Source organism: Psychrobacter sp. CX16 (genome assembly GCF_057396245.1).
Map to the genome: position 1 here is coordinate 23,885 of NZ_JBXYJF010000002.1, position 12,926 is coordinate 36,810.

Consider the following 12,926-nt stretch of genomic DNA (forward strand, 5'->3'; position numbering starts at 1 on the left):
CGTGTGAGTCTTAAAGGTATTATTGGAAAGATCTAAGAAAGGCAGGCTGCTCAAGCTGACCGCCTTGCGGATCTAGAAACTGCTCAACAATTTCAATATGGTTGGCAGTAATGGCAACAATTCGGCCGTTATAAGGACCTAATTTATCATCCACTTGCACACGGGCAATAAGTCCATCAGGACGCTCAACCAAGCCATATAGCACATTGGTTTTTGAGGTCATGCTCCCTCTATAATGCAGCTGTTGTAGCTTATACCGCTCAAGTCCATGTTTAATTTGAATGGTTTTTTGAACCGGTAGTGTCGGTGTTACCTCTACCGGCTGAGTTTCGATAACCCCAGTAGCAGGAGCAGCCGGCCGTTTGTTTAACACACTAAGCGGCATAAATGGGCTGCGTAAACTTTGTGAAGAATAAATATAGGCATCGGGTTCTGTTATCGTATCAGAGGTGTCCAGAGCAGCGATTGGTTCAAGATGAGTGGCTGACATGGTATCTATGTTTGCTATGGCAGCATCGGCAATCGCACCACGGTCTGAACACCCTGATAGCAATAAAATAGTTACCAACCCGATTAATAGAAGACTTGCTGCTACAACCTGAGCACCCTGAATATTTATCACAGTTCTCATCTAGTCATTCACCAAAGTCGCGTCGGGATAATTTGGCTCAGAGTTAGCGACAGCAATCTCTGAAGCAATAGGTTTCACTCGATACGCTTTGGCTTGCAACGTTAAGGTCAGCTCCGGTGCTTTCTGCAAACTTGGCATTAGATTAGTGACTTCGAAATCATGCAACGTGATTAAATGCGGCAACTCACCCAAACGACTCATAAACAGACCAAACTGATGATACTGGCCCACTGCAATAATGCGAATGGGCTGCTCAATAAATAGAGGCTGCTCAATCGCTGCATCAATAGCAATGTCTTGAAACCGAATACCGCTATCTACCCCTATGCTATTAATACTGTCAACCAAATCAGAGGCAGAGGCAGTCGCTGGCATTTGTCCAAGCAACTTTGCAAACTGGGACTCTAACTGTATTACCTGCGCCTTATAGGATTGCAATTGTCCTGACTGAGCTTTCTGGCTCTGGTACGTTTGTAGCAGCACTTCTTGCTGTGCTTCCGCTGCTTGAATATCGGCTAACTTATGGCGAATAGGCACAGCATAACCCACTATTGTTATGACCAATAACAAGACTAAGATAAGCAAGACTTTGATGACCAAAGGCCAACTGCCATAGTTTTGTCGATCAAGTTGCTGTAACTCTTGCCAGAAATTGCGTAAATCAAAACGCTTTTTTGAGGTAAGGTTAGCATTGTGATTAAGATTGGGACGCTTTGTAACGTCTCCCATTATGGCTCTACTCCATCACTATTAAGTGGTGTGTTCGGCTGCTTTGGATTAGATAGACTGACTTGCTGCATTTGGGTAGTCACCACAAAGTCAATATAACCGTCTTCTGGGTATTGCCCATTATTTAAGGAATTAAATGACTCTTGTGAGCTTATAGAAGCGATGTTAGCCGTATTTTGCTTAACAAATTTAACCGTTGCCTCATTGAGCCAATCACTGGCATCCAAGCCTTCGATCAATCTCGCTACCCGATCTGGATTATCTGCTCTACCGATTAAAGTCAGCAGCGCCTGTTCTCCTGCCATCCCGCTCAAATACAGCGTATCTGGGATTGCTTTGGCCACATCATCCCAAACACGCACCGGCATCGAGCTCTGAGTTTGCAAGGTATGAATAGCCTCCGTCTGCGCCATAATATCATCACGGCGCCGCATCAGATTTTTAATTAAAATCAGCTCTGCACTTAATGCGTTGTTTTTTGCCGAAATACGGTCATTAGCCGCATATTGACTCTCTAAAGTCTGATCAACATAACACCATGCAAGAAAAGTAGCGACTATTCCCAAAATCAAACTGACAGAAAGTACAATTAAAAAGTTGCGGTTGCGGCGTTTGCGCTGAGCATCCCGCCAAGGTAGTAGATTAATAGTAGCCATAAATTAGTGCTCCACCCTTAATGCCAGACCACAAGCCGTCATTAAGCGCGGCGCATCTACTGCTAGCTGAGCTAAGTCAATGCTGCAATCAATACTCATATTCTGAAAAGGGTTGGCGACTGTGGTCGGTATATTCAAACGGTTTTGCAGAATAGAAGGCAGGTCTGATAAACAGGCCGTACCACCACATAATACAATGTGGTCAACTTGTGATGATGGGTTGGAGGATAGATACAGCTGAATAAATCGGCTTAATTGCTGATTTAGATTGTCAATAAAAGGAATTAGTACCTGCGCTTCATAATCTGACAGGGCAGATGGATCAAATTTCGCTTCTATGGCCTCAGTAAGACTCAGCCCATATTTATGTTCAATGGCTTCGGTTAACTGCCCACCACCAAAGCGCTGCTCACGACTGTGCACAAACGTGCCATTTCGAGCAATATAAAATTCGGTTTGCTCATCACCAATATCGACTAAAACTATTAAACTTGGGGCATTAGGCAAGGCATTATCAATAAGTCGGAAGGCGCGCTCGATAGCATAAGGCACGGTTTCAACGACTACAGCACGTAAGCCGCCTAGCTTTAACGCCTCAACACGGTGATCTATGGGTTCTGCTTTTGATGCAACCAGTAGCACTTGAATATCGGTGGGGTTCGCTGTTGACGTACCCACCACCTCGAAATCCAAATAGGCTTCTGCTAATGGATAAGGAATATATTGTTCAGCATTGACATAGATATGCGCCTCTCTTTGTAGTTCAGTAAAGTGCGCAGGCATGTCCATCAGCTTAGTGGTTGTCGTCGCAGCCGGCATGGCAATGGCTGCATTTCTCGAACTGCCGGTTAAGCGCTGTGCTAAAGCCGCTGCGGCCTTACCAATGGCGTCACTATCAACTAAGATATCGTCGACAACCGTACCTTGAGCTAGACTTTGGATAGCGTAGCTTTTAAGGTGGTAGGTGTCATGCTGTCTGACCACTTCCACTATTTTTAAGGCGGTGGTACTAATATCTATCCCTATTAGCCGCTGCCGCTTTGAGGGAAACAACCTCACAATACAAAATCCTTTTAGGGGCAAGTAAAATCTCAATGTAATTAAAATTACATTAATTAATATTTAGTTAGTTTTAGTTGCTTATTTACAACAATATTTAAATAAAGTGTTATTGTCAACTTATTTAATATTTTAACCTTTATTGATAAGACTAATATTTATGGTAGTAATTGGCTATCAGATACTATTAAGCGTAGCCATAAAGCATCCAAAAAACTCATTAAATCGACTTTATTTATTAAATAGTGGTTTTGTTTCTTATATCATTAAGTCAATTACAGCGACTGTTTTACAGTAAAGCCTATAAGATAACGCTCGTTTACTTTATAATTTGCTTTATAATTGCATCTATATAAACATGGTCAACCCGTCACAAATTGTGAGGACCACTGTGTCTAATACTTCAGTTTCTAATTAATAGAGTCACTATGCCTCAAAAGCCTGCTTCTTCTCGTCTTATCCATTTCCTTGTATATCTCCTACTGGCGATTATAGCGTTCGTCATTATCTTGGTATTGGCCTTTCCTATCGGATTTTATGGGATGGCGATGTACATCTCGCCCAATCTGCCAAGCGTCTCTGAAATTAAGACGGCCAATCTTGAGATGCCGCTACAGATATATAGTAAAGATGACAAACTCATTGGGCAGTATGGCAATCGCATGTCATTGCCGGTGACCTATGAAGAGGTACCAGAGGACCTAATTAATGCGTTCTTGGCTGCAGAGGATTCCTCTTTTTATGAGCACAGTGGTATTAGTATCAAAGGTCTTGGCCGTGCAGTGACCGAGATTATTACTGATGACGAGGGTCAGACCGGTGGGTCAACCATTACCATGCAGGTGGCTAAAAACTATTTCTTAAGCCCAGAGCGTACCTTTAGTCGTAAGCTGACCGAGCTGTATCTTGCCCGCCGTATGGAAGATGAGCTGACTAAAGAAGAGATTCTGACACTTTATGTCAATAAGATTTATATGGGTGAAGGTGCTTACGGTATTAAAGCCGCTGCTAAGAAATATTTTAGTAAATCGCTTGATCGTTTGACCATCGCAGAGATGGCGACACTTGCTGGTCTGCCTAAAGCACCCTCTCAAAATAATCCCGTCTCTAATCCAGAAGAAGCCAAAGAACGTCGTAACTGGATTGTTGGCCGCATGTTAGATCTTGGCTATATTACTCAGGCTCAGCATGACGAAGCCGTGCGTGCTCCTATCGGCGTGCATCTGTACAAAGAAAAGCTAGATGTTAATATGCCTTATTTGGCAGAGATGACCCGTCACGCACTGGTCAGCCGTTATGGTACTGGCGTTATTAATGCCGGTTGGCGTGTTAAATTGACTGTAGACAGTGAGGCGCAAAGCACCGCGGATACCGCCATCAAAAAAGGCCTGATTGGTTATGATAGACGTCACGGCTGGCGCGGTGCTGAAGCCAATGGTAAGCCGCTTTCTGACTTTACGACCTACTCGAACATGGTTCCTGCCAAGGTCACTAAAGTAGATTATCGCAGCTTTAAGGCTGAGCTTCAAAATGGCGAAGTAGTGACCGTTCCTTGGTCAGGCATGAGCTGGGCGAAAGAATATTTAGACGCAAACCGTATTCGTAGATATCCGAACCGTGCGGCAGATATTGTGTCAAAAGACGACATCGTACGTTTGATTGCCAATGAAGACCAAACCTCTTGGCGACTCACCCAAGTACCGAAAGTTCAAGGCAGCTTGGTGGCATTAGACCCAGAAACTGGTGCACTTACTGCATTGGTCGGTGGTTTTGATTACCGCTATAGTAAGTTTAACCGTGCCACTCAAGGTTGGCGTCAACCTGGCTCTACTATTAAACCTTTAAACTACGCCGCCGCATTAGAAAAAGGCTATCGTCCAGACAGCATGATTTCGGATGGACCGCTACGTATCGGTGACTGGAAACCCAAAAACTCAGATGGCCGATTTTATGGCAATATGACCTTACGCCGCGGTTTATACTTGTCGCGTAACCTCGTGTCTATCCGTCTATTGCAAGCCGTCGGTACCGAGGATGCACGTCAACTTTTAGATCAGTTTGGTCTCGATAAAGAAAAACTACCAACTACTCTATCACTCGCTTTGGGTGCCGGTCAGGCCACGCCGCTACAGATGGCAACTGCTTATGCCGCCTTTGCCAATGGCGGACACCGCGTACAGCCTTACTTTATTGATCAGATTTATGACTATGACAATAATCTGCTATATTTAGCCAACCCCAAACGTGCTTGTGCGCTGTGCTTTAATAGCAATCTTAAAAAGCTAAATACTCAGCTTAAAGAGGAGTATGAGGCAAAGCAAGAAGAGCAACTCAAACTGCGTGATGAGGCATTAGAAACCCTAAAGAACGAGACCAACCTTTCTACAGCAGACGCCCAAAAGACCGCAAAAGTATTAATCGCTGGCAACGCAAGTGACGAAGATATATCAACTACTGAAGATGATGAAGCAGTACGTGAAGCCGCTATTGAAGCGCTACGCTACAACGCATCTCCTATCAGTGATCGCTTAAAACCAAAACCAATTCAATATTCACCCGCTGAGCAAGCGCCTCGTATCTTAAAGCCTATCGTCGCTTATGAGATGGCTGGTATCCTGCGTGATGTGGTACAACGTGGTACTGCACGCCGTGCATTGGCCTTAGGCCGTAGTGATATTGGTGGTAAAACTGGTACCACAAATGATATGAAAGATGCTTGGTTTGCAGGTTTCCAACCAAGCCTAGTCTCTATCGTCTGGGTGGGGTTTGATCAACCATCTACTTTGGGCCGCGGAGAATATGGCGGTGTAGCGGCCTTGCCTATTTGGATGGACTTTATGCGTGCTCAGCTTAAAGGTAGACCACATCAATGGGTCAGCGTTGATAATGTCGCTAAATCTGAAAAGCAAAAGCAAGACGTTATTAACCTATCTGATGATAATACCAGCGAAGAGTCAAAAGACGACAAAACGCGTCAAATCACCAATAGAAAAATCACTGAAAGCTCTAACTTAAAGCCGCCAAAAGCTGCCATGAGTGAGCGTCAGTTACCACCGCCACCGCCTGAGCCAAAACCGACTGTGAGCTCTGAATCAGCAAGGCCTGTCCGTTCTCAAGCCAATAGCCAGAACAGCAATAGCTCTAATAGCAGCAGTAACAATGCAGCGTCGGGCAGTAGCAGCGAGAATACTTCAGATTCTGAATAAACTCACTTGAAGTTCGCTATAAATCCCTAATAGACTACCTTTTTACTATCAGCTTGTGTCTACTGGTTTAGGCTCAGGCTGTATTCACTCTTAAGCCTTGGGTTTAAGTCCTTCACTTTGACAAATACGCTTAGCATTTAGCCAAATCACGCACTAGGTTTACGACCTAGCCAGCAGGAGAAAATTATGACCACATCATCAACATTAACTGACACCAACAACATTGTCGTCACCGCACTGTACAAATTCACCCGCTTTAATGACTATGAAGATTACCGTGAACCGCTACGTCAGCTGATGCTAGACAAAGGCGTACGAGGCACTTTGCTTCTAGCCTCTGAAGGTATTAACGGTACTATTTCTGGCGACCGTGCTGGTGTCGATGCAGTGCTTGAATATATCCAAAACATTCCAGCCATCGGCGCATTTGAATATAAAGAATCTTTTACCGATACCCAGCCGTTTTTCCGTACCAAAGTGAAGCTGAAAAAAGAAATTGTCACTATGGGCGTAGAAGGTATTGACCCTCTACAATCGGTCGGCCGCTACGTTAAGCCTAGCGAATGGAATGATTTAATTAGCGATCCCGAGGTACTGCTAATTGATACGCGCAACGATTATGAAGTGCAAATCGGCACCTTTAAAAACGCGGTAAATCCAAAAACAGAGACTTTCCGTGAGTTCCCTGAATACGTCAAAAATGAGCTTGATCCAAATAAGCACAAAAAAGTCGCCATGTTCTGTACGGGTGGTATTCGCTGTGAAAAGTCGACGGCCTATTTACGTGAGCAAGGCTTTGATGAGGTCTATCATTTAGAAGGCGGTATCTTAAAATATCTAGAAGAAGTGCCTGCCGAAGAGTCTCTATGGCAAGGCGACTGCTTTGTATTCGATAACCGCGTGGCCGTCAATCACAGCCTAGACAAAGGTGAATACGATCAGTGCTATGCTTGCCGTATGCCAATCACTGAAGAGGATAAGCAAGACCCTGCCTATGTTAAAGGCGAGTCATGTCCTCACTGTATCGATAAAGCCACAGAGGAGCAACGCGCCCGTTTTCGTGAACGTCAACGCCAAATCCAACTGGCAAAGCAGCGTGGTGAAGCCCATATCGGTGCTGACGTAAATGAAGTGATTGAAGCCCGTAAACAACAAAAGCTGCAAGCCAAGTTAGAGCAAAAGAACGAACAATAGCTGTTATTTGGTGATAAGAAACCAGTCTAATAAATTGAAATAGTTGATAATGAACACTTAGCAAAAATGCCCACCGTTTAACGGTGGGCATTTTTATATCAATAATACGGCAGAGAAAAGAGGGTCAAAAACTTACTGCTCTACCCAATCGCCGTTACGCCAATAGACACCCCAACGTGTGGCTTTGCCAGTCTTTAAGCTCTCCGAGCCGATATACTGCTCTTTTTGCTTACGTGACCAACGCAAAATGGTTGGATTACCGTCTGGATCTTCGTCTGGGCCATCAAATAGATATTGGAATTTCTCATCCATTTTATCTTTGATGGCACGCAGCTCTGCAAGCTTAGGCGGACGCGTCTCACGTACTTTTGGAAACTTCGATGCCGCTAAGAACAGACCTGCCGCCCCTTCACGTAAGATAAAGTGGTCATCATGCTTGGTTGATCTTAGCTCTGGCATATCGATTGGATCCATACGCGGCGGCGCAGGTTCACCATTTTTTAGCACTTTACGGGTGTTGTCACACTTATTACACGCAAAATATGGACCAAAGCGACCCGTTTTCAGCTCCATTTGACCATCACACTTATTACAATCAATGGTGGGCGCATCAGAACCAGGTACTTCAAACTTACCTTCTTCTAGTAAGTATCCATCACAATCTGGGTTATTACCACAGATATGCAGCTTCAAGCCGCCATCAACGATATAACCATCCATCGCGGTACTACATTTAGGGCAACGCTTTTTCTCCATCAACTCTTTGACTTCAACACTCTCGTCAATCTCGCTGTCATCAAGATTGGCAAAGGCTTCAACCGGCATTAGGTTTTTGGTGCCTTTACAGCGCTCTTTTGGCGGCAGGTTATAACCCGTACAGCCTAAGAACACACCGGTTGAGCCATTACGCAGCTGCATTGGTCTGTCACACAGATCACAATGCACGTCAGGCACATCGGTTGGGTCGTTCGGGCGCATACCGTCTTTATCTTTGGCATGCTCAAGCTTGGTCTTAAAGTCGCCATAGAAGTTATCTAAGACCGCCTTCCAGTCTTGATCGCCTTGTGCTACATTGTCAAGCTTGTCCTCAAGCCCTGCAGTAAAGGTGTAATCCATCAGCTCAGGGAAGCTTTCGGTCAGACGATCAGTAACGATATCGCCCATTTTTTCGGCATACAGACGCTTATTTTCAAGCTTCACATAACCGCGGTCTTGAATGGTCGAGATAATCGACGCGTAAGTCGATGGGCGGCCAATGCCTTTTTTCTCAAGCTCTTTTACCAAGCTTGCTTCGGTATAGCGTGCCGGCGGCTTAGTAAAGTGCTGACTTGGGTCAAGTTTAATCAGATTTAACTCATCGCCTTTTTTAACATCTGGCAACAAGGTGTCGTCTGTTTTTGCTGGCGGCATTACTTTGGTAAAACCATCAAAAGTCATAGTACGACCACGCGCTTTGAGCTCAACATTACCTGCTTCCACCAGTAAATTCACTGACTTGTATTTGGCCGGTAACATTTGGCAAGCCACAAACTGACGCCAAATTAACTCATACAAACGAATCGCATCACGCTCAACCCCTTTTAGCTGAGTGGATTTTAAATTGGCATTGGTCGGACGAATGGCTTCGTGAGCCTCTTGTGCATTTTGCTTACTGCCATAGAAGTTTGGCTTTTCAGGCAGATACTTCTTACCATAGCTGTCTTCAATAAAGCCGCGTACGGTCGATAGCGCATCCGCTGACAAGAAAGTCGAGTCAGTACGCATGTAGGTGATGTGACCCGCTTCATATAGGCGCTGAGCAAGCATCATAGTCTTTTTCACAGGGAAGCCAAGACGGGTGCTGGCTGCTTGCTGCAGGGTAGAGGTAATAAACGGTGCACCTGGCTTCGACTGAGTCGGTTTCTCTTCACGCTCTTTGACGATATATTTTGCAGGTTTTAATATCTCTAATACCGCGTCTGTCTGCTCTTTATTACCAAGCTTTAATACTTTGCCATCTTGCTTGACTGCTTCTAGACGAATCGGCGTATCTTCGGCAACATTGGCATTATCGCTGCCTTTCATCGTGGTATCGGCATAAATCTGCCAATACTCTTCTGGAATAAAGGCACGAATTTCGCGCTCACGCTCAACCACCAAACGTGTTGCCACCGATTGTACTCGGCCAGCAGATAGGCCACGGGCAATCTTTTGCCAAAGTAGTGGCGATACCATAAAGCCCACTACTCTGTCTAAAAAGCGGCGTGCTTGCTGCGCATTAACACGGTCAATATCGAGTTTACCCGGCTGCTTAAACGCATTTTGAATCGCAGACTTGGTAATCTCGTTAAAGACCACACGCTGATATTTGCTGTCATCACCGCCAATCACTTCACGTAAGTGCCAAGCGATCGCCTCTCCTTCTCTATCCAAATCCGTTGCCAGATAAATCTTATCGGCATCTTTAGCCAGAGATTTGAGCTCTTTAATGACTTTGGTTTTGTTAGGCAATACTTCATACACCGCTTTCCAGCCGTGCTCTGGGTCAATACCCATGCGGCGTACTAAAGCTTGTTGCGCTTTTTCTTCTTTGCTTAATTTTTCATCCGCTGCCGTGGCTTTTTTCTTTGCACCACTGCTGGTCGGCAAGTCGCGTACATGACCAATACTTGAGCGAACAATAAAGTCATCGCCTAGGTACTTATTAATGGTCTTGGCTTTGGCAGGGGATTCCACAATCACCAGTGACTTGCCTTTGGCACTAGCGGTGGATGCCTCTGTTGTTTTCTTGCGAGTGGTTTTTGCCATTGATATTAAAATCCTAATTAATCTTTCTTATAAATTATGTTTTGTGCGCCGTAATCGTGATTGCTGTCTCTTATTTACAGCAACATTACGGTCAAAATTGAATAGACGTTACACTGCTAACAGTTGCGCTGTCAACAGTGTTTTTCAAGTGCAGGTGCGTATTATGATGATTGAATGACTATTTATCGTGTTTAAAATCAATACTATTAAGAGAGTTTTTGCGCCCAATCTAGCATTCTTGATTTAAGGGCTAATAAGTCGGGCTCTATCTGATTGGCATCATAATGCGGATTGGTATTTGGCTTGACATAACCACTGTCATCCCAGAAGACAACTAGACTATTGGCTTTGCTATAAACCGCTTTTACAAAAGGCGCAATAGTATCGGGTAAATCCAGTGGTTCCCCATCAAGATCGTAATTAACCACAGGTCCGCTCGGCTCTGTTAGAGATTGCTCAGAGGCTGGTTTGACGCTACTGTCTGGGCGCAGCTGTCCATCGAGCACTTGATAACGCGTCTCTGGGAACTTCATATCATCTAGGACCAGCGCATACTGCCCCATCATGCCGCTTCCAAACTCATTATTACGACCACGAATCCATTCAGGGCACGAAATTAGCCTAGGGTGAAGCTCTAATCTACGGGCACTCATCCGCAGCTTATCCAACCGCAACTCAACCCCATTCGGCTTCAGTGCCATCATACTACCCAATACAAACAGCCCGATGGCAACTGCAATCCAAGTACCCATATGTTTTCCGTTATTGTTTACAGTAAAATTATCTAGGCTAATGGCTCTCTAAATTCAGACTTTAAATAAGGTGGCAAGCATTAGCCTTTACAACAAAGGCTCAGATTTTACCATTATTCGTACCAAGTGGAATCATCTTGTTCCGACGACTTTGATTTTTTATCATCTGCCGTCGCTAATTTCTCTAGTGTGGCAGGGATATTGGCATCGGCTAATTGCGACTCATATTTGTTAGCAACTTTGGGCATTAAAGCGTCCATCACCGGCTGCCACTGGGCTTGCACATCACGGTAGCGCTTTTGGGTATGATCAAAGATACTCAGTCCTTGCTCGGCTAATTGCGGATATAAGGTTCTTTCGCTAAGCCAAGCCAACGGCGGCTGTCCTATCTCTTGAAAGAAGCTTTGTAGCGACTGATTGGTACTACTCTGCGGACGAACTCGATTAGCAAGTAGATGGATATCAACTTTACCTTTACGAATGCGTTTTATATCTTGAATCGAAGTCAAAAACTGCTTGGTACTGTCGGCATCAAAGATTGAGGGTAGCACCGGAATCAAAATCGCCTTTGCTTCACTAATTAAAGACTGCGCTCGCTCAGCACTAACCGAACCAGGTGCATCGATAATCAACCAGTCTTTTTTACCCAGATTCTTGGCAACCTTTTTAGGTAAGTCGCCTATATCCTCTTCATCATGCCAATCTACTGAATATATCTTAGCGGCGTCGCTTGGACGCAGCTTAAGCCAGCGTAAGCTCGACTTTTGCGGGTCTGCATCTGCTAGCGCTACGGTTTGCCCTTGATTAGCAAGTGCAGCGGCAAGGGTGATGGCGACTGAGGTCTTACCACAGCCGCCTTTTTGATTTGCTACAAGTACGGTCTTCATATCTGTTTACCCATATAATCGTTGAAATACTGAAAAACTCTACTGACCATGTATGATTTATACTATTTATATACGTCTAATTGGATCTGAATTCAATATATTATTTAATAATATAGCTTAAAATAAACTGATTAATTTCTCTAAACAACCAGAAACAAGGGCTTTATTATCCAATCTGTAAGCCGCTGCTTTGCTGTCTTTGTAAAATTGATACCCTATCATACCAAAGCCTCTTGGCAAATGGACGGCATGACAACTAATAAATACAATATAAGCTTACAGAAAAATAGGCTATTCAGAGTTAGACTTTAGAGTAAGCGTTATTTTAAGCGCCATACTTTACGCTCAAAAGCTTGGCTTTATGACAGAAGCTTAATAAACGACGAGGGCAGATAATCATGAAACACATTACCTTAGCTAGCAGTCTTATTGGACTTGCGATGATGGCCCTTAGCGGCTGTGCTACCACACCGACGCTTTCTGCGCAGCAATGTCAGAGCGGCAACTGGAAAGAGATTGGCTATGCTGATGGCGCTGTAGGCCGCTCAGGTGCCTATTTTGGCAAGCACGTTAGCGAATGCATCGGCGTTTCTGGCAATGAGCCCAATCGCATTTTATGGGAAGAAGGCCGTCAGCAAGGCTTAGAGTCTTATTGCACTGAATTGAACGCCTATAAATTAGGACGTGAAGGCCTTGACTGGCAACCTGTTTGTCCGCTTGAAGGTATTGAGAAGTTAGAGGATGCTTATAATCAAGGCCGATACTATTATATCCGCCAACGTGATCTAGAGTATTTGGCCGCACCCTATCCTTGGGGTTATGGCTACGGCCGTTACGGCTATTACAGTCCGCGTTATTGGAATGGCCCTTATTTCAGACCTATTTGGTAAGCTTTCTATAGGGCGTGTGGAACATTCGACCATGGCACTGGCGGCGACTATTTTTTAGTCAATATGCAGTGAAATTTTTGACGCTTAGTCATTCTAAGTTAGACAATTTCGCAATATATTGGCAAAAAAGAGTCC

General features: G+C 44.5%; 9 protein-coding genes and 1 pseudogene. 3 read left to right on the forward strand and 7 right to left on the reverse strand.

The genetic code is table 11. From position 1 onward, the window contains the following. Positions 1–19: 19 nt before the first annotated feature. Genes AC2SLM_RS00915 through pilM form a run of 4 tightly spaced genes read right to left on the reverse strand, consistent with a single transcriptional unit; the run spans position 20 to position 3,075 of the window. Complete coding sequence (locus AC2SLM_RS00915; RefSeq protein WP_486551420.1) at positions 20–631, reverse strand: pilus assembly protein PilP; 612 nt, start codon at positions 629–631, stop codon at positions 20–22. After that, a complete protein-coding gene (locus AC2SLM_RS00920) occupies positions 632–1,360 on the reverse strand; it encodes a type IV pilus inner membrane component PilO (protein ID WP_486541733.1) in 729 nt (242 codons plus the stop codon). Further along, entirely contained in the window at positions 1,360–2,016 is a 657-nt protein-coding gene (locus tag AC2SLM_RS00925) for a PilN domain-containing protein (protein ID WP_486551422.1), read from the reverse strand. Before AC2SLM_RS00925 ends, AC2SLM_RS00920 begins: the two co-directional genes overlap by 1 nt. A 3-nt stretch (positions 2,017–2,019) precedes the next feature. Then, positions 2,020–3,075 carry a type IV pilus assembly protein PilM gene (pilM, locus tag AC2SLM_RS00930; protein WP_486551424.1) on the reverse strand — a complete coding sequence of 352 codons (1,056 nt, stop codon included), beginning with the start codon at positions 3,073–3,075 and terminating at the stop codon, positions 2,020–2,022. A 428-nt stretch (positions 3,076–3,503) separates the two neighbouring features. On the opposite strand from pilM, the gene AC2SLM_RS00935 reads away from it, so the two are divergent. Both AC2SLM_RS00935 and trhO read left to right on the forward strand, forming a co-directional pair. Further along, positions 3,504–6,281, forward strand: coding sequence for a penicillin-binding protein 1A (locus AC2SLM_RS00935; RefSeq protein WP_486551425.1), 2,778 nt, complete (start codon positions 3,504–3,506; stop codon positions 6,279–6,281). A gap of 186 nt (positions 6,282–6,467) precedes the next feature. After that, on the forward strand, positions 6,468–7,475 hold the full coding sequence (gene trhO, locus AC2SLM_RS00940; protein ID WP_486541725.1) for an oxygen-dependent tRNA uridine(34) hydroxylase TrhO: 1,008 nt from the start codon (positions 6,468–6,470) through the stop codon (positions 7,473–7,475). Positions 7,476–7,607: 132 nt separating this feature from the next. Here trhO and topA read toward each other — a convergent pair whose 3' ends face one another. The 3 genes and pseudogenes from topA to AC2SLM_RS00955 all read right to left on the reverse strand — a co-directional run. After that, positions 7,608–10,262, reverse strand: coding sequence for a type I DNA topoisomerase (gene topA / locus AC2SLM_RS00945; protein ID WP_486551427.1), 2,655 nt, complete (start codon positions 10,260–10,262; stop codon positions 7,608–7,610). Between the two features lie 206 nt (positions 10,263–10,468). Then, entirely contained in the window at positions 10,469–11,014 is a 546-nt protein-coding gene (locus AC2SLM_RS00950; protein ID WP_486541721.1) for a hypothetical protein, read from the reverse strand. Positions 11,015–11,259: 245 nt separating this feature from the next. Beyond that, positions 11,260–11,901, reverse strand: a pseudogene (locus AC2SLM_RS00955) (ParA family protein); the annotation flags it as partial. A 398-nt stretch (positions 11,902–12,299) separates the two neighbouring features. Here AC2SLM_RS00955 and AC2SLM_RS00960 point away from each other — a divergent pair. Further along, entirely contained in the window at positions 12,300–12,791 is a 492-nt protein-coding gene (locus AC2SLM_RS00960) for a DUF2799 domain-containing protein (RefSeq protein WP_486551428.1), read from the forward strand. Positions 12,792–12,926: the final 135 nt, after the last annotated feature.

Coding starts and splice junctions, on each gene's coding strand:
- AC2SLM_RS00915 (WP_486551420.1), bottom strand. CDS start 631: ATGAGAACTGTGATAAATATTCAGGGTGCTCAGGTTGTAGCAGCAAGT.
- AC2SLM_RS00920 (WP_486541733.1), bottom strand. CDS start 1,360: ATGGGAGACGTTACAAAGCGTCCCAATCTTAATCACAATGCTAACCTT.
- AC2SLM_RS00925 (WP_486551422.1), bottom strand. CDS start 2,016: ATGGCTACTATTAATCTACTACCTTGGCGGGATGCTCAGCGCAAACGC.
- AC2SLM_RS00935 (WP_486551425.1), top strand. CDS start 3,504: ATGCCTCAAAAGCCTGCTTCTTCTCGTCTTATCCATTTCCTTGTATAT.
- trhO (WP_486541725.1), top strand. CDS start 6,468: ATGACCACATCATCAACATTAACTGACACCAACAACATTGTCGTCACC.
- topA (WP_486551427.1), bottom strand. CDS start 10,262: ATGGCAAAAACCACTCGCAAGAAAACAACAGAGGCATCCACCGCTAGT.
- AC2SLM_RS00950 (WP_486541721.1), bottom strand. CDS start 11,014: ATGGGTACTTGGATTGCAGTTGCCATCGGGCTGTTTGTATTGGGTAGT.
- AC2SLM_RS00960 (WP_486551428.1), top strand. CDS start 12,300: ATGAAACACATTACCTTAGCTAGCAGTCTTATTGGACTTGCGATGATG.